Source organism: Sphingomonas sp. (assembly GCF_035555815.1).
Classification (GTDB): Bacteria; Pseudomonadota; Alphaproteobacteria; order Sphingomonadales; family Sphingomonadaceae; genus Sphingomonas.
Window position 1 is genome coordinate 20,577 of sequence record NZ_DATMGG010000039.1, and the last position, 16,527, is coordinate 37,103.

Consider the following 16,527-nt stretch of genomic DNA (forward strand, 5'->3'; position numbering starts at 1 on the left):
GTTTACCGCGATCCGGGGCGGTCGGACAAGCGCTGTCGAACGGCGAAGATCGCGGAACCGCCGTCCGGCACCAGCCACGCCGGTCGCGCGCCGCCCGCCAGCGAGTCCGCGCGAACCGGCCCGGTCTCGGCGAAGGCGTCGGGGCACAGCACGACATGATCGATCCGCCGGCGCCGGGCGATCGCCTCGGCCGCATCCGGGGCGCCGAGGAAGAAGCGGTACATCGCCGCGTTGCCGGCATTGTTGCGGTGATAGGGCGCGGCGATCGCGGTGTGGCGGGTGCCGGCGACGATGAACGCCCCCATGTCGATCGGCGCCATCACCCGGCCGGGTGGCAGGGCGCGCAGCGTGGCGAGCAGCGGGGCGGTGGGGCAGGCGGCGGTGGCGGCCGGCGCGCGCGGCGACAGGGCGCCGGCGATCGCGGGATAGAGAAGGCCGGCGCCGGCGAGCCACAGCGCGAGTACGCCGGCGATCCGCCCGGCGGCGCGCGCCCGCACGATCAAGGCGGCGATCGGCACCACCGCCAGCGCCGCGCCCACGTAAGCGCCGCGCAACTGGGCGCAGGTCAGTGCTAGGCTGGCGAGTTGGAAGGCGAGCACGACGATCCATCCGCCCCGCCGTCGCCACGCCAGCCAGCCGCCGGCGACGATCCCGACGATCAGCAGCCCGGCATAGCCGACCGCGTTGGGCCACGGCGCGGCGAACAGCGGCTGGGCTTCCTCGACATGCGCCAGCCACAGCCGCGCCATCAGCGGATCGACCGCGCCATAGGGGCCGGCGAGGCAGGCGCGGCCGGTGGCGAACAAGGCGCACAGGCCGAGCCCGGCGCCGATGACGAGCAGCCACCAGCGCGGCCGTCCCAGTGCGGCGGTAATCACCAGCGTGGCGGCGGCGATGGCGGCAGGCAGCGCCAGCGGGCGCATCGTGTCGCATGCGCCCCCCGACCCGGCGATCGGCAGCAGCAAGGGGATCGCCACCAGCAACGCGGCTCCGAAGCCGATCTGGCGGCGGTCCGCACCGGCCGCGCCGCGCCACCACGCCAGCACGATCACCACGCCGGCAACGACGGCAAAGGGCGCGGTTTCCAGCCCGATCGCCGCGCTGATCGTTGCCGCCAGCGCCGCGATGGCGCCGCTGCGCGCGTCGGCGGGGCCGATCAGCGCGCGGACCTGCACCAGGCACAGGATGATCTGAAGCCCGTGGTGGTCGATCCGTCCCGGCATGAACAGCGTCGTCACCGGATATGCCAGCGCGGCGAGCACCACCGCCGGCCCGGCGGCTGAGGGCACAAGGCGGCGGGCGATGCCGGCGACGAGCATCAGATGGAGGGCGAATTGCAGCGCCGGCCAGGCGATCACCGCCGTGACCTCGGCGGCATGGACGCCGATCAGCGGACGCAGCGCGACGATGATCGCGGCGGGCACCAGATCGCCGATCCGAGACCAGTGCATCAGCAAGCCATCGCTTAGCCGATATTGGTGGAGATCGCCGAAAGGCTGGCCCGCGATCCAGTCGCGGACCTGTTGCAACCGCATGACGTCGTCGGTGTCGGGCAGGCTGAGCGCCGCCAGCGCGGGCCAGTCCCGTCCCGTCCACGCCAGCGTTAGGACGAGTGCGAGCGCCAGCGCGGGAAGGTAGGAGCGAAGGCGGGCGATCATGCCCGCGGGCCTAGCGTGGGATGGTTAACATCCCGGCGACGGGGGGAGGATCGTCATTGCGAACCCGGCCCATGCCGGGTGAAGCCATCCAGCCCGTCGCGCGCGACGCGGGATTGCCCCGGGGCTGCGCCCCTCGCAATGACCGATGGACGTTACCGGTCCCGCCGCCCGAGCAGCCGCAGTCGCAGCGCGTTGAGCTTGATGAAGCCCGCCGCGTCGCGCTGGTCATAGGCGCCCTGATCATCCTCGAAGGTGACGACCTTTTCCGAATAGAGCGAATGCGGCGACTTGCGGCCGACGACGTAGACGCCGCCCTTGTACAGCTTGAGCCTGACCGTCCCGTCGACCTTGGCCTGGCTATGGTCGATCGCCGCCTGCAGCATCTCGCGCTCGGGGCTGAACCAGAAGCCGTTGTAGAGCAGCTCCGCATAGCGCGGCATCAGCTCGTCCTTCAGGTGGGCGGCGCCGCGATCGAGCGTGATCTGCTCGATGCCACGATGCGCCAGGTGCAGAATCGTGCCGCCCGGCGTCTCGTACATCCCGCGCGACTTCATTCCGACGAAGCGGTTCTCGACCAGATCGAGCCGGCCGATGCCGTGGGTCTTGCCCAGTTCGTTGAGCTTGGCGAGCAGCGATGCCGGCGACAGCGCAACGCCATTGACCGCGACCGCGTCGCCGCGCTCGAAATCGATGGTGATGATCTCGGGCGTGTCTGGCGCCGTCTCGGGATTGTTGGTGCGCGAATAGACGTAGTCGGGCACCTCCTCCCACGGATCCTCCAGCACCTTGCCCTCGGACGAGGTGTGGAGGAGGTTGGCATCGGTGGAGAACGGCGCCTCGCCGCGCTTGTCCTTGGCGACCGGGATCTGGTGCTGCTCGGCGAATTCGATCAGCCGGGTGCGGCTGGTCAGGTCCCATTCGCGCCACGGCGCGATCACCTTGATGTCGGGCGCCAGCGCGTAATAGCCCAGCTCGAAGCGGACCTGATCGTTGCCCTTGCCGGTGGCGCCGTGGCTGACCGCGTCGGCCCCGACCTGACGTGCGATCTCGATCTGGCGCTTGGCGATCAGCGGCCGCGCGATCGAGGTGCCGAGCAGGTACAGCCCCTCGTACAGCGCGTTGGCGCGCATCATCGGGAAGACGAAGTCGCGGACGAACTCTTCCTTTAGGTCGTCGATGAAGATGTGCTCGGGCTTGACCCCGGCCAGCTCGGCCTTGCGCCGCGCGGGTTCGAGCTCCTCACCCTGGCCGAGGTCGGCGGTGAAGGTCACCACCTCGCAGTTGTAGGTCTGCTGGAGCCATTTCAGGATGACGCTGGTGTCGAGCCCGCCCGAATAGGCCAGGACGACGCGGTTGATCGAGTCGGTCATGGTCGCGCCTCTAGGATCACGCCGGTTCGCGCGCAACCTTGGCGAGCAGGCCGGGCAGGAATGCGCCCAGCGCCACAGCGCGATAGACGTAGCTGGCGGTCAGCGCGATCCAGATTCCGACGGCGCCCCACGGGCGCAGCGCCAGGTCGGTGGCGATATAGGCGACAGTCGACAGGATCGCTGCGTTGCGCAGCGCCCGTCCCGCCGTGGCGCCGATGAACACGCCGTCGAGCAGCCATGCCGGGGTGCCGATCAGCGGCAGGAGCATGACGAACGGCAGCAGCGCCGCGGCCTGCGCGCGTACGCCGGGATCGGTGACCAGCAAGTCGATCCCGACTCGGCCGAACAGCGCGATCAGCACACAGGCGATCGCGGCGGTGGCAAGGCAGAACTCGCCGGTCAGCCGGATCGCGCGGGTCAGGTCGCGGCGCGATCCGCCGCCGATCGCATGGCCGACGCGCGATTCGGCGGTGAAGGCGAAGCCGTCGAGTACGAACGCGACGATGCCGACGGCCTGCATCAGCACCTGTTGCGCCGCCAGCGTGGTCGCGCCCATCCGTGCGCCGGCATTGGTGAACCAGCCGAACATCAGCAGCAGCGCGACGGTGCGGATCATGATGTCGGCATTGACCGCGAACAGGCGGCGGATCTTGGCGCGGTCGAACAGGCTGGCGCGATCCTTCAGCGCATGAAGGTGCGGGGCAACCAGCGCGAGACCGACCAGCAGGGCGGTCCATTCGGCGCAGGCGGTCCCCAGCCCGACGCCGCGCGCACCCCAGTGGAAATGCCACACGAACAGGATGTCGAGCCCGGCGTTGACCAGGTTCATCACGATCTGGAGCGCGAGCGCGGCGCGGGTGCGGCCCAGTCCGAGCAGCCAGCCGTTGATCGCGAACACGGCGAGACTGGCCGGCGCGCCGAGGAACCGCGCGGCGACATAGGGCCGGGCGGAGGCATCGACGTCGGCGCCGCCCGCGAGCAGGTGAAAGGCGATCGGGATCAGCGCCAGTTGCAGCGCGATCAGCACCGCGCCGAAACTCAGCCCGACCGCGAGCCCCCGCACCAGCAGCGCATCGGTTTCCGCGCGGTCGCCCGCGCCCGCCGCCTGCGCGGTCATGCCGGTCATGCCCATCCGTAGGAAGCCGAAGCTCCAGAAGATGAAGTTGATGATCGTCGTGCCCAGCGCCACCCCGGCCAGCGCGGCGGCGTCGCCGGTGCGACCGATCACCGCGGTGTCGACCAGCCCGACCAACGGCACCGTGGTCTGGCCGAGCATGATCGGCCATGCCTGCGCGAAGATCGATCGGCGGGTGAGGGGGAGGGCGGGCATCGGTGACGCTCTAGAAGGCGGGGGCCGTCGCGTCACCCGGCGTCAGGCGCCGTCGCTCACAGGTCTTCGGGGACGATGTCGATTTCGCGGACGCCGCGCTTGATCCGGGCGGCGTTGACCAACTCGCGCAGCTTTTCGCGGCGGGCGCGAGCATGGTCGACGTCGCGGATCACCAGCGGCCCGGCGCGCGTGGTCTCGTCGGACGATGTGATCGCGATCGTGCCCAGATCGGCCCATTGGTTGAGCAGCGTGAAATCGATCCGCACGTCCTTGACCCGGTACAGCTCGATCTCGTCGATCGATTTGACGAAGATGCCCTTGTGCAGGATCAGCCGGTCCTCGGTCACTTCATAGGTGACGGCCAGGTTCCGGACCCATTTGACCAGGATGATGACGAAGCCGACCGCGAACAGGCACAGCGCCAGCGTGCCCCATCCGGCCAGCGTGCCGCGCAGCCAGCCCCAGGTGGACGAACGGAAACGATCGACGACGACGGCCATTGGCGGCTCCCCGGTATAGTTGCGCGTCTTTCTAGCAGGCCTGCCGGCGCTGTCACTTGCCGGCGGGCCGGATCGCGATATCGTGGCGTACCATAGAAAAGGGGCCGATATGCGTCTGGCACTGGCAGGAGCGGCAGTTCTGACTTTGGCCGGTTGTGGCGAACCGTTCGCGCCGCGCTCGGCGATGGGGCGGCCCTGTCCCGAAATCTCGGCGGCGGATTACGCCGCGGCGATCGCGCGCGGTGCGACCAGCGCCACGGCGAGCATCTCCGCCAGCGGTACGGCATCGATCACCACCGGGCCGGGCATCGTCCATTGCGCGACCTATCCCGGCGCGCTGAAGCCGTGCCGCCGGCCGACCGACTATGTCATCCGCTACGCGCTGCCGGACGGGCGCACGGTGCATGTAATGGTGGCGGCCGGGCAGCAATATCGCTTCCGCGTGGGCGCGACCCCGACGACCTGCGAGATCGTCGGGAGCTGAGCCGGGGGGCGGGTGCCGCCCTTACGGTGCAGGGTCGCCCGCGCCGATCACCTTGGCATCGACCTTCAGCGTCCTGCCCTCGGCGAATTGCAGGTCGAGCGGGGCGGTCGCGCCGGGCTTGAGCGTGGGGGCGACGTCGAACAGCATGACGTGCTTGCCGCCCGGCGCGAATGTCACGGTGACGCCGGGGGCGACGTCGACCTGCGGGATCGCCGCCATCGACATCATTCCGCCATGGGCCATGCTCTCGTGCAGCTCGGCGCGCAGCGCGACCGGGGTGGAGACCGCGAGCAGCGTCGCCTTTTCGGCGCCGCCGGTGATGGCAAGATACGCCGCCGCCGGGCGTCCGGGCACCGCGGGCAGGCGAATCCACGCCTTGTCGGCATGAAGTTCGGCCGGCTTTCCGCACGCGACCAGTCCCAACGCCAGCACCATCGCAACCAGTGGCCGCATCCAACCCACTCCCAAAGCGAGAAAAACAAGCCGCCCTTACTCTGCCATACAATCTTGCGGCAAGGCGCGGCCCCCCTATATCCCGCACATCAAAGCGTCGCATCGCCTCTTTTGGGGTGCGGCGGGTACGTTCAATTTCGAGACCCTGGGGGTACAGGCAAAGACTATGGCAAAAGTGATCGGCATCGACCTCGGCACCACCAACAGCTGCGTGGCAGTGATGGAAGGCGGCAAGCCCAAGGTGATCGAGAATGCGGAAGGCGCACGCACCACACCTTCGATCGTCGCATTCGCCAAGGACGGCGAGCGACTGATCGGCCAGCCGGCGAAGCGCCAGGCGGTGACCAATCCCGACAACACCGTGTTCGCGGTCAAGCGCCTGATCGGCCGCCGCTTCGACGATCCGGTGACCAAGAAGGACACCGAGCTGGTGCCCTACACCATCGTGCGCGGCTCCAACGGAGACGCCTGGGTGAAGGCCGGCGGCGAGGATTACAGCCCGTCGCAGATCAGCGCGTTCATCCTTCAGAAGATGAAGGAAACCGCCGAGGCCTATCTGGGCGAGAGCGTCAGTCAGGCGGTGATCACCGTCCCGGCCTACTTCAACGACGCCCAGCGCCAGGCGACCAAGGACGCCGGCAAGATCGCCGGTCTGGAAGTGCTGCGCATCATCAACGAGCCGACCGCGGCCGCGCTCGCCTATGGCCTGGAAAAGGACACCAACAAGACCATCGCCGTCTATGACCTTGGCGGCGGCACGTTCGACATCTCGGTGCTCGAGATCGGCGACGGCGTGTTCGAGGTGAAGGCGACCAACGGCGACACCTTCCTGGGCGGCGAGGATTTCGACGCCAAGATCGTCCAGTACCTCGCCGACGAGTTCAAGAAGGCCGAGGGCATCGACCTGACCAAGGACAAGCTGGCGCTGCAGCGGCTGAAGGAAGCGGCGGAAAAGGCCAAGATCGAGCTGTCGTCGGCACAGTCGACCGAGGTCAACCTGCCCTTCATCACCGCCGACCAGAATGGCCCGAAGCACCTCGTCAAGGCGATCACCCGCGCCGATCTGGAAAAGCTGGTCGAGGATCTGATCAAGCGGACGCTGGAGCCGTGCAAGAAGGCGCTGGCCGATGCCGGCGTCAAGGCGAGCGCGATCGACGAGGTCGTGCTGGTCGGCGGCATGACGCGCATGCCGCGCGTCCGCGACGTGGTGAAGGACTTCTTCGGCAAGGAGCCGCACACCGGCGTCAACCCCGATGAGGTGGTGGCGATCGGCGCGGCGATCCAGGCCGGCGTGCTGCAAGGTGACGTCAAGGACGTGCTGCTGCTCGACGTCACCCCGCTGTCGCTGGGCATCGAGACCCTGGGCGGGGTGTTCACCCGCATGATCGACCGCAACACGACGATCCCGACCAAGAAGGCGCAGACCTATTCGACCGCTGACGACAATCAGCAGGCGGTGACGATCCGCGTGTTCCAGGGCGAACGCGAAATGGCGGCGGACAACAAGCTGCTCGGCCAGTTCGATCTTGTCGGCATTCCGCCGGCGCCGCGCGGCGTGCCGCAGATCGAAGTGACGTTCGACATCGACGCCAACGGACTCGTGAATGTCAGCGCCAAGGACAAGGGCACGGGCAAGGAGCAGCAGATCCGCATCCAGGCGTCGGGCGGCCTGTCCGACGCGGACATCGACCAGATGGTCCGCGACGCCGAGCAGTTCGCCGACGAGGACAAGAAGCGTCGCGAATCGGCCGAGGCGAAGAACAACGCCGAGAGCCTGATCCACACCACCGAGCGTCAGCTCGAGGAGCATGGCGACAAGGTCGATGCGTCGCTGAAGGGCGAGATCGAGGCGGCGGTGGCCGAAGCCAAGTCGGCGGTCGAGGGTGGCGATCCCGCCGCGATGACCGAAAAGGCGCAGGCGCTGGCGCAGGTCGCGATGAAGCTTGGCCAGGCGATCTATGAGAAGCAGCAGCAGGGCGAGGCCTCACCCGCGCCTGATGCCGCCGACGCTGCCCCGCAGGAAGATGTCGTCGACGCCGAATTCTCGGAAGTGGACGACAACCAGAAGGCGTAACATTGTTCCCCCCTCTTCCCGTCAGGGAAGGGGGCCGGGGAGCGGGGGGAGCAGGGGTGGGATTGATGATGATTGACGCATTGGATCGACCGCCCCTCTCCCGACCCTCTCCCTGGACGGGGAGAGGGCTTTTCGTATGAGTACCGAAGTCGACTATTACGAGTTGCTTGAGGTCGAGCGCACCGCCGACGATGCGACGCTGAAATCCGCGTACCGCAAGCTGGCGATCCGGTATCACCCCGACAAGAACGCCGGCTGCAAGGACAGCGAGGCCCGGTTCAAGGCGGTGAACGAGGCCTATGACTGTCTGAAGGACCCGCAGAAGCGCGCCGCCTATGACCGGTTTGGCCACGCCGCGTTCCGCAACGGTGGCGGCGGTGGCGGGGCCGGGCCGGGGGCGGATTTCGCCGGCTTCTCCGACATTTTCGAGAGTGTGTTCGGCGAGTTCATGGGCGGCAACCGCGCGCGCCAGCCGCGTCGCGGCGCCGATCTGCGCTACGACATGGAGATCACGCTAGAGGACGCCTTCAACGGCAAGGCGACCGAGATCACCATCGACGTGTCGGCGAGCTGCGACCATTGCTCCGGTTCGGGCGCCGCGCCCGGCACCGGCAGCCGCGCCTGCGCGACCTGTCAGGGCGTGGGCAAGGTCCGCGCGCAGCAGGGACCGATCGTGTTCGAGCGGACCTGTCCGGGCTGCAACGGCGCCGGGCAGGTCATCAGCAACCCGTGCAATCGCTGTCGCGGCGACGGTCGGGTGGAAAAGACGCGAACACTGGCGGTCAATGTACCGCCCGGCGTCGACGATGGCACGCGCATCCGCCTGCAGGGCGAAGGCGAGGCGGGGCCGCGCGGCGCGCCGGCCGGCGACCTCTACATCTTCCTCCACATCCGGGAGCACGCGATCTTCGCGCGGGAGGGGACGACGCTCTACGCCCGCGCGCCGATCAGTTTCACCACCGCCGCATTGGGCGGGACGATCGACATTCCGGGCCCGGACGGCGAAACCTATCCGATCCGCATCCAGCCGGGGACGCAGTCAGGCCGCGAACTGCGCCAGCGCGGCGCGGGGATGCCGGTCTTGCAGGGGCGCGGCCGCGGCGACCTGGTGATCCGCATCGAAGTGGAGATGCCGACCAAGCTGAGCGCACGACAACGCGAATTGCTGGAAGCGTTCCGCGAGACCGAGACCGGCGAGGAATGCCCGGAAGCCACCGGCTTTTTCGCCAAGGTGAAGAAGGCGGTCGGCGGGTAGGGTCGGACGACGCCGGCCTTGCCGCTGTCGTCACCGCGGTTTCGGGAGGCCGGCGGCGCCTGTCGGCGTGGACCGCGATGCCGGGATCGCTGCCGGTTTCGCCCGGGCGATCACGGTTGCGGCACTTCGATCCCGGACAGCGCGCCTTTTCCCGTCGTCGCGCCAATGGCGCGGACGCGCGAAATCCGCCCGTCCGGTCCCGGTGGGAACGGACAGGCGGGATCGCCCAGGAACTGACTTAAACCGCGATGAAGATCGCGGCGACGACCAGCGCCTGAGCAACCAGCGCCACGGCGCCGAACGCGGTGGTTTCGTAGTTGCGCATGGTGGGTCTCCTGCTTTGCCGCGCCATCATGGCCCGGCCACCCCCGCTATGTTGCGGTGCAGCGTAAATATGCTTGCGTAACAAAATTTCAACATACAAGAATATTATTGCTGTTGCAGGAAACGCAATTACAAGCTTGCTAAGGATTCGGCGGGCGGCGCTGTCAGGTGCCGCCCGCGCCGACGGCCCTATTCTCCAAAGACGCGCGCAAAGATCGTGTCGACCTGCTTGAAATGATAGGCGAGGTCGAACTTGTCCTCGATTTCCTCCGGGGTCAGCGCGGCGGTGACGTCGGGGTCGGCCTTCAGCAAATCAAGCAGCGACAGTTCCCCATCGGACTCCCACACCTTCATCGCGTTGCGCTGGACCAGACGGTAGGAATCTTCGCGGCTCACCCCGGCCTGGGTGAGTGCCAGCAGCACACGCTGTGAGTGGACCAGTCCGCCCATCCGATCGAGATTCTTCTGCATCCGCGCCGGATAGACCAGCAATTTGTCGATCACCCCGGTCAGCCGCGCCAGCGCGAAATCGAGCGTGATCGTCGCATCGGGGCCGATGAAGCGTTCGACCGACGAATGGCTGATGTCGCGTTCGTGCCACAGCGCGACATTCTCCATCGCCGGAATGGCGGCGCTGCGGACCATACGGGCGAGGCCGGTCAGGTTCTCGGTCAACACCGGGTTGCGCTTGTGCGGCATCGCCGACGAGCCCTTTTGGCCGGGTGAGAAATATTCCTCCGCTTCCAGCACCTCGGTGCGCTGGAGGTGGCGGACCTCGGTCGCCAGCCGTTCGATCGAGCTGGCGATCACCCCCAGCGTGGCGAAATACATCGCATGGCGATCGCGCGGGATCACCTGGGTCGATACCGGCTCGATCGACAGGCCGAGCTTCGCCGCGACATGCTCTTCCACACGCGGATCGATGTTGGCGAAGGTGCCGACCGCGCCGGAGATCGCGCAGGTGGCGATGTCCGCCCGCGCGGCGATCAGGCGGGTGCGGGCGCGGCTGAATTCGGCATGGGCCTCCGCCAGCTTGAGACCGAAGGTGACCGGTTCGGCGTGGATGCCATGGCTGCGGCCGATCGTCGGTGTCAGCTTGTGCTCGATTGCGCGGCGCTTGAGCACGTCGAGCAACGCGTCGAGATCGGCGAGCAGCAGATCACTCGCGCGGGCGAGTTGCACCGACAGGCAGGTGTCGAGCACGTCCGAGCTGGTCATGCCCTGGTGCATGTAGCGCGCCTCGTCGCCGACCTGCTCCGCCACCCAGGTGAGGAAGGCGATGACGTCGTGCTTGGTCACCGCCTCGATCGCGTCGATCGCGGCGACGTCGATCGCGGGGCTGGTCGCCCACCAGTCCCACAGCGCCTTGGCGGCGGAGGCCGGCACGACGCCCAGATCGGCCAGAGCCTCGGTGGCGTGGGCCTCGATTTCGAACCAGATGCGGAAACGGGTCTCGGCGGACCAGATCGCGGCCATCTCAGGCCGCGAATAGCGGGGAACCATGGAAATCCTTTCGGAAGCGCGACGAATCGGCTCCTAGCATCGGTGAATGACCGCGCCAAACCATCAGGCAATGGAACAACACGAAAAAATCAATCGTTGTTGATCCGTATGCATAGAAACAGTTCTTTCTGTCATCTTCATGAACAGATCGAATTTTGGTACAGGAGATTTATAATGTTGAAAGCGATTTTTCTTGCCAGTGCCGTGATGATTTCGGCGCCTGCGCTCGCGCAGGACCAGACTGCTCCCGCGTCGCCGGCTCAGACCAGCCCGGCAACTGATCCGCTGACGCAGACTTCCCCGACGACGACGCCCGATAGTCAGGCGCCGACGACGCAGGCCGCCCCGGTCACCGGCGCGCAGCAGATCGCGCAGGTCATCGACAGCGAGTTCCCGACCTATGACAAGGATGCCGACGGCAACCTCGACAAGACCGAGTTCGGGGCGTGGATGGTCGCGCTGAAGACGGCGAGCGATCCGACCACCAAGGCCGACGACCCCGCGACCTCCGCATGGGTGAACGGCGCGTTCGCTTCGGCCGATACCGATAAATCGGCGCTGGTGTCGAAGGGTGAGCTGACCGCCTATCTGTCGAAAAGCGCTTCGGGCGACTAACTCGCCCAGCCGCCCGCCGCCGCCGGATTCACCCGAATCCGGCGGCGGTTTCGTGCGTGCGGCTCAGATCAGCCCCTGCGCGCGCAGGCTGGTGTGGCCACCGGTGGCGATGATGACGTGATCGTGCAGGGCGATCCCCAGCCGCTTGCCCGATTCGGCGATGGCGCGGGTGACGTCGATATCGGCGCGGCTCGGGCTGGGATCGCCCGAGGGATGGTTGTGGACCAGGATCAGCCCGGTCGATTTGAGGTCGATCGCGCGGCGGATCACCTCCCGCGCATAGAGCGCCGCCTCGTCGATCGTACCCTCGCTCATCAATTCGTCGCGCAACAGGCGGTTGCGGCTGTCGAGGTGGAGCACGCGAACCCGCTCGACACCGTGATGCGCCATGTCGGCGCGCAGATAGTCGAGCAGCGCCTGCCAGTTGGACAGCACCGGCCGATCGATGATCTCGGCACGCAGCAGGCGCAGCGCGGCGGCGTGGGCGATCTTGATCGCGGCGGCGGAGGTTTCGCCCATGCCTGGCACCCGCGCCAGCGCCTCGCCATCGGCGGACAGCAGCGCGCCGATCCCCCCGAATTCGCGTAGCAACGCCTTGGCCAGTGGCTTGGTATCGCGGCGGGGGATCGCCAGCGCGAGCAGATATTCGACCAGCTCATGATCGAGCAGTGCGTCGCCACCACCCTCCAACAGCCGCTGGCGCAGGCGGGCGCGGTGCCCGGAGGCGTCGGGCGGCACCGATGACACAGGCTTGGTTGCGGGAACGTCCATGCGCGGCCAAGGTTAGGACCGGGACAAGCGCCGCGCAACGCGGATGCGAAAGCATGAAGCGCCGCATAACGCGGATGCGAAAGCATGAAGCGCCGCGTAGGCTGGGGCGGGAGCATTGGTGGACGACGACCGCGAACCGATCGACGAGACGCAGCCGCCGCCCCGGCGACGACGGTGGCTGCGCTGGCTGGGCGCGGTGCTGGCGCTGGTGGCGGTGGCGGCGGGCGTGCTGTGGTGGCAGCGGCGCGGCATCGCCGAAGGTTTCGTCAATCGCGAGTTGGCGCGGCGCGGGGTGCCGGCGCGCTACAAGATCGCCGATATCGGGCTGACGACCCAGCGGCTGACCGACGTGGTGATCGGCGATCCGCGCGACCCCGATCTGACCGCCGACCGGATCGACGTTCATACCCGGATCGGGTTCGATGGCGTGGCGGTGCGCGGCATCGCGGTCGGCCATGCGCGACTGAAGGCGCGTCTGCGTGACGGCACGCTGTCGCTGGGCGTGATCGACCGGCTGATGCCGCCGCCGTCGGGCAAGCCGTTCGCGTTGCCGGCGATCGACGCGCGGCTGGATGACGTGCGCGTGCGGCTGCTCACCGACTACGGCCCCGTCGGGATGAAGCTGCACGGGCGCGGGCGGCTCGACAGCGGGTTCGACGGGCGGCTGGCGCTGGTCGCGCCGCGACTGGCGGTCGGCGGCTGCACGATCGCCGGGCTGCGCGCGCCGCTGGCCGTGCGGGTGCGTCGCGCCGGGCCGGGCGTGACCGGGCCCGTGCAGACGGCGGCGCTGGATTGCGCGGGCGGCAAGGCCAGTGGGATCGGTGCCGACGTTTCCGCGACGCTGGGACCGGCGCTCGATCGCTGGACCGGCAAGCTGCGGATTGCGGTGCGCGAGGGTGGTACTTCTGACGCGCGGGTGAGCGGGCTGCGCGGCGCGGCGGATTTCGCGGGCACGCCAGCGGCGACCAGCGGGAGGATCGACTTGCGCGGCGATCGGGTGGCGACGGCGTGGGGCAGCGGCGCGATGGCGCTGGCCGGGCGCTACAGCGTGGGGCAGCGCGGGCTGGGCTATGCCGGCACCGTCGGGATCGCGCGTGGGCAGCTCGATCCGGCGCTGCGCCGACGGATCGTCGCTGGCGGCACGGTGGGCGAGGGTACCCCCATCGGCCCGATCGCGCGGCGGCTGGCGGGCGCGACGGCCGCGTTGCTTGATGGTTTCGCGGCGAGCGCGACGGTTGATGCGCGGATGGCGGACGGCACGCTGGCGGTGCGGGTGCCAGGCGCGACGGTAACCGGCCGGGATGGAGGCCGCATCGCCATCGGCGGCGCGCCGATCCGGTTCGGCGCGGTCGAGCTGGGCGACACGATCACCAGCGGTGGCGGCGGGCTGCCCGATGCGCGCGTTACCATCGTTCCGGGCGCGGACGGCGCAATCGGCGGACACGCCGAGATCCAGCCGTATCAGGCATTGAACGCCCGGATCGCGCTGACCTCCGTCAGGTTCACCGTGGCGCGCGATGGCGCCATCCAGGTCGCGACCAACGCCACACTGTCCGGCCCGCTCGGCGACGGTCGCGTCGAGGCGCTGTCGATGCCGATCGACGCGCGCTGGCACAGCGACAGGCTGCGGCTCAATCCGGCCTGCGCGCCGCTGGCGTGGCGGCAGGTGCGCGTCGCCGGGCTGGTGCTCGATCCCGCGCGGCTGATGCTGTGCCCGACCGGCGGGGCGCTGGTGACGCTGACCGGCGGGCGGTTGGGCGGTGGCGCGACGATCGCGTCGCCGCGCCTCACCGGGCGGCTGGGCGGCACCCCGCTGACGCTGAGCGCGGGGGCGTCACGGGTCGCGCTCGACCAGGGTCGCTTCAGCCTGAGCGGGGTGCTGGCCCGGCTCGGCACGCCCGACCGGCTGACGCGGATCGGCGCGGCGGAACTGAGCGGGACGATGCGCGGCGGCGCGATCGTCGGGCGCTTTGCCGGTGCGGAGGGGCAGATCGGCAACGTGCCGCTGCTGCTGTCCGACGCGGCGGGCGACTGGGCGCTGAAGGACGGGGCGCTGGCACTGCATGGCACGCTCCAGGTCGCTGACGCCGCCGAGGCGGCGCGCTTCAAGCCGATGGCCGGCGACGACGTCGTGCTGACGCTGGCCGACAGCCGCATCGCCGCCACCGGCGTGCTGCGCGCGAAGGGAGCGAAGGTCGCCGATGTGACGCTGACGCACGATCTGTCGACCGGCGTAGGGGCAGCCGGGCTGGCGGTGCCGGGGATCGCCTTTGCCGAGGGCGGCCTTCAGCCCGACGACCTGACCCCGCTGACCTTTGGCGTGGTCGCGGCGGTCAACGGCGGCATTGCCGGACGCGGCGACATCGCGTGGAATGGGGACGGGGTGACGAGCACCGGCGCGTTCCGTACCGACGGCATCGACCTGGCCGCCGCGTTCGGCCCGGTCAGCGGGATCAAGGGCGAGATCGCCTTCAGCGACCTGCTCGGGCTGGAGACGCCGCCTGGGCAGGTGGCGACGATCGCCACGGTCAATCCCGGCGTGCCGGTGGAGAACGGCACGGTCCGCTATCGGCTGATGGGCGGCGCGAAGGTCGCGATCGAGGAGGGGCGCTGGCCGTTCGCCGGCGGCGCGCTGGTGCTGGAGCCGACGGTGATGGATTTCGCCACGCGTGAGCCGCGCCGCATGACGTTTCGCGTGATCGGCATCGACGCGGCGCAGTTCCTCCAGCAGTTCGAGTTCAAGAACCTCAACGCCACCGGCAGTTTCGATGGGGTGCTGCCGATGGTGTTCGACGAAAAGGGCGGGCGGATCGAGGGCGGCTACCTCAAGGCGCGGGGCGCCGGTGGCATCGCCTATGTCGGCGAGGTGACCCAGGAGGACGTCGGTTTCTGGGGCAATCTGGCGTTCCAGGCGCTGAAGGCTCTCGATTACCGGCACCTCGACATCACCATGAACGGGCCGCTGGCGGGCGAGATGATCACCGAGCTGAAGTTCGACGGCATCAGCCAGGGGACCGGCACCAAGAGCAATTTCCTGATCCGGCGGCTGGCCAAACTGCCGTTCGTGTTCAACATCCAGGTGCGCGCGCCGTTTCGCCAGCTGATCGATTCGGTGCAGAGCTATTACGATCCCGGCCGGTTGATCGAACGCAACCTGCCGTCGCTGATCGAGGATTATAACGCCCGCAACCCCGACGCGCCGATCGCACCGCCGCCACCCGCGACCCCCGATCCCATTCAGCCTTCCGAAAGCGAGATTAAGCCATGACCAAAACACGCTTGAGCGCGCGGCCGTTCCGCGCGAGCATGGAGGCAATGAAGAGGATCGCGATGATCGCCGTGGCGACGGGGCTGGGCAGCGGATTGGCCGGTTGCGTCAACGTGACCGCGCCGGACAAGCCGATCGTCATCAACCTCAACATCTCGATCACGCAGGAGATCGTCTATCGCCTCGACAATCAGGCGAAGACGGTGATCCAGCAGAACCCTGGGATTTTCTGACGATGAAGCGTTTTTTGATCCTTGCCGCCATCGCCGGTCTGGCGACCGTTTCCACCGCCGCGCTGGCGCAGCGCGATCCGGCCTATGCCGCCGCCCGCGCCGCCGGCCAGGTCGGCGAACAGCCCGATGGCTATCTCGGCGTCGTCGGCACGCCCACGCCGGCGGTTCGCGCGCTGGTGAACAACATCAACATCCAGCGCAAGAAGGCCTATACCGACGGCGCCGGTGCGGGCTCCACGATCGAACAGTTCGCCTTCGTTTCCGGCTGCCGACTGATCGCCGCGACGCAGGTCGGCGAGATGTACCAGACGCCGGGCGGCGAATGGAAGAAGCGCGGCGCGGGCGCGCCTGAGCGCGATTCCCGCTGTGTGTAGCCCGCGCGCCTGATCGCGCCCGCCCGATCCGCCCGACGCGGCGGCGCGGTTGCAGTGCCGCATGTTGACTCGGGGACCACCCGTTCCTAAAGCGCGCTTGCCTTGGCGGGCTCGCCGCTTGGCCCTATGTGTTGCTCGCTTGAAACGGAGTGCCGCATTTGGCTGAGAACGAGCCCGGACTGGACCCCCTTCCAGAGGACGCCCGACTGACATCGCTCGACGAGCGGTTGCACAGGGCCAAATCCGAGGAGGCGATCAGGTCGGGCGAGCGACGCGACACGGGCGAAGAAAGCTATCGCCTGGGCAACCGCGTGC

Annotated in this window: 14 protein-coding genes; 7 read left to right on the forward strand and 7 right to left on the reverse strand. The window is 68.5% G+C overall.

All coding sequences use genetic code 11. The annotated features are described in order from the left end of the window. Positions 1 to 2 precede the first annotated feature (2 nt). From VNR91_RS02155 to VNR91_RS02170, 4 genes are all read right to left on the reverse strand, one after another. Entirely contained in the window at positions 3 to 1,658 is a 1,656-nt protein-coding gene (locus VNR91_RS02155) for a hypothetical protein (protein ID WP_325489148.1), read from the reverse strand. 152 nt (positions 1,659 to 1,810) lie between these two features. Then, complete coding sequence (locus VNR91_RS02160) at positions 1,811 to 3,028, reverse strand: argininosuccinate synthase (protein ID WP_325489149.1); 1,218 nt, start codon at positions 3,026 to 3,028, stop codon at positions 1,811 to 1,813. A gap of 16 nt (positions 3,029 to 3,044) precedes the next feature. Beyond that, positions 3,045 to 4,358, reverse strand: a complete 1,314-nt coding sequence (locus VNR91_RS02165; RefSeq protein ID WP_325489150.1) for an MATE family efflux transporter — start codon at positions 4,356 to 4,358, stop codon at positions 3,045 to 3,047. Between the two features lie 56 nt (positions 4,359 to 4,414). Continuing rightward, complete coding sequence (locus tag VNR91_RS02170; RefSeq protein ID WP_325489151.1) at positions 4,415 to 4,858, reverse strand: PH domain-containing protein; 444 nt, start codon at positions 4,856 to 4,858, stop codon at positions 4,415 to 4,417. A gap of 184 nt (positions 4,859 to 5,042) precedes the next feature. On the opposite strand from VNR91_RS02170, the gene VNR91_RS02175 reads away from it, so the two are divergent. Continuing rightward, positions 5,043 to 5,342, forward strand: a complete 300-nt coding sequence (locus VNR91_RS02175) for a hypothetical protein (RefSeq protein ID WP_325489152.1) — start codon at positions 5,043 to 5,045, stop codon at positions 5,340 to 5,342. A 21-nt stretch (positions 5,343 to 5,363) separates the two neighbouring features. Here the strand turns inward: VNR91_RS02175 and VNR91_RS02180 are convergent, their stop codons facing one another. Continuing rightward, on the reverse strand, positions 5,364 to 5,795 hold the full coding sequence (locus tag VNR91_RS02180) for a copper chaperone PCu(A)C (protein ID WP_325489153.1): 432 nt from the start codon (positions 5,793 to 5,795) through the stop codon (positions 5,364 to 5,366). Between the two features lie 166 nt (positions 5,796 to 5,961). Between VNR91_RS02180 and dnaK the strand changes: the two genes are divergently transcribed. Together dnaK and dnaJ are read left to right on the forward strand one after the other, a co-directional pair. After that, on the forward strand, positions 5,962 to 7,869 hold the full coding sequence (gene dnaK / locus VNR91_RS02185; protein WP_325489154.1) for a molecular chaperone DnaK: 1,908 nt from the start codon (positions 5,962 to 5,964) through the stop codon (positions 7,867 to 7,869). Positions 7,870 to 8,005: 136 nt separating this feature from the next. Then, positions 8,006 to 9,124 (forward strand): molecular chaperone DnaJ, encoded by a 1,119-nt coding sequence (dnaJ, locus tag VNR91_RS02190; RefSeq protein ID WP_325489155.1) that lies wholly within the window; start codon positions 8,006 to 8,008, stop codon positions 9,122 to 9,124. Positions 9,125 to 9,637: 513 nt separating this feature from the next. Here dnaJ and purB read toward each other — a convergent pair. Further along, positions 9,638 to 10,951, reverse strand: a complete 1,314-nt coding sequence (purB, locus tag VNR91_RS02195; protein ID WP_325489156.1) for an adenylosuccinate lyase — start codon at positions 10,949 to 10,951, stop codon at positions 9,638 to 9,640. A gap of 42 nt (positions 10,952 to 10,993) precedes the next feature. Here purB and VNR91_RS02200 point away from each other — a divergent pair, with 42 nt between their 5' ends. After that, positions 10,994 to 11,566 (forward strand): EF-hand domain-containing protein, encoded by a 573-nt coding sequence (locus tag VNR91_RS02200; protein WP_325489157.1) that lies wholly within the window; start codon positions 10,994 to 10,996, stop codon positions 11,564 to 11,566. Between the two features lie 63 nt (positions 11,567 to 11,629). On the opposite strand, the gene radC is transcribed toward VNR91_RS02200, so the two are convergent. Then, positions 11,630 to 12,337 carry a RadC family protein gene (radC, locus tag VNR91_RS02205; protein WP_325489158.1) on the reverse strand — a complete coding sequence of 236 codons (708 nt, stop codon included), beginning with the start codon at positions 12,335 to 12,337 and terminating at the stop codon, positions 11,630 to 11,632. 118 nt (positions 12,338 to 12,455) lie between these two features. Here radC and VNR91_RS02210 point away from each other — a divergent pair, with 118 nt between their 5' ends. Genes VNR91_RS02210 through VNR91_RS02220 form a run of 3 tightly spaced genes read left to right on the forward strand, consistent with a single transcriptional unit; the run spans position 12,456 to position 16,212 of the window. Then, the gene (locus VNR91_RS02210) at positions 12,456 to 15,605 is read left to right on the forward strand and encodes a YdbH domain-containing protein (RefSeq protein WP_325489159.1); all 3,150 of its coding nucleotides are present in this window, start codon (positions 12,456 to 12,458) and stop codon (positions 15,603 to 15,605) included. Positions 15,606 to 15,652: 47 nt separating this feature from the next. Beyond that, positions 15,653 to 15,838 carry a YnbE family lipoprotein gene (locus VNR91_RS02215; protein WP_325489160.1) on the forward strand — a complete coding sequence of 62 codons (186 nt, stop codon included), beginning with the start codon at positions 15,653 to 15,655 and terminating at the stop codon, positions 15,836 to 15,838. A gap of 2 nt (positions 15,839 to 15,840) precedes the next feature. Next, a complete protein-coding gene (locus VNR91_RS02220) occupies positions 15,841 to 16,212 on the forward strand; it encodes a YdbL family protein (protein ID WP_325489161.1) in 372 nt (123 codons plus the stop codon). Positions 16,213 to 16,527: the final 315 nt, after the last annotated feature.

What these genes read in the sequence shown, in the direction of transcription:
- VNR91_RS02165 (WP_325489150.1), bottom strand. Translation starts at nt 4,358, where the DNA reads ATGCCCGCCCTCCCCCTCACCCGCCGATCGATCTTCGCGCAGGCATGG.
- VNR91_RS02215 (WP_325489160.1), top strand. Translation starts at nt 15,653, where the DNA reads ATGAAGAGGATCGCGATGATCGCCGTGGCGACGGGGCTGGGCAGCGGA.
- VNR91_RS02180 (WP_325489153.1), bottom strand. Translation starts at nt 5,795, where the DNA reads ATGCGGCCACTGGTTGCGATGGTGCTGGCGTTGGGACTGGTCGCGTGC.
- purB (WP_325489156.1), bottom strand. Translation starts at nt 10,951, where the DNA reads ATGGTTCCCCGCTATTCGCGGCCTGAGATGGCCGCGATCTGGTCCGCC.
- radC (WP_325489158.1), bottom strand. Translation starts at nt 12,337, where the DNA reads ATGGACGTTCCCGCAACCAAGCCTGTGTCATCGGTGCCGCCCGACGCC.
- VNR91_RS02160 (WP_325489149.1), bottom strand. Translation starts at nt 3,028, where the DNA reads ATGACCGACTCGATCAACCGCGTCGTCCTGGCCTATTCGGGCGGGCTC.
- VNR91_RS02175 (WP_325489152.1), top strand. Translation starts at nt 5,043, where the DNA reads ATGGGGCGGCCCTGTCCCGAAATCTCGGCGGCGGATTACGCCGCGGCG.
- VNR91_RS02220 (WP_325489161.1), top strand. Translation starts at nt 15,841, where the DNA reads ATGAAGCGTTTTTTGATCCTTGCCGCCATCGCCGGTCTGGCGACCGTT.
- VNR91_RS02155 (WP_325489148.1), bottom strand. Translation starts at nt 1,658, where the DNA reads ATGATCGCCCGCCTTCGCTCCTACCTTCCCGCGCTGGCGCTCGCACTC.
- dnaJ (WP_325489155.1), top strand. Translation starts at nt 8,006, where the DNA reads ATGAGTACCGAAGTCGACTATTACGAGTTGCTTGAGGTCGAGCGCACC.
- dnaK (WP_325489154.1), top strand. Translation starts at nt 5,962, where the DNA reads ATGGCAAAAGTGATCGGCATCGACCTCGGCACCACCAACAGCTGCGTG.
- VNR91_RS02170 (WP_325489151.1), bottom strand. Translation starts at nt 4,858, where the DNA reads ATGGCCGTCGTCGTCGATCGTTTCCGTTCGTCCACCTGGGGCTGGCTG.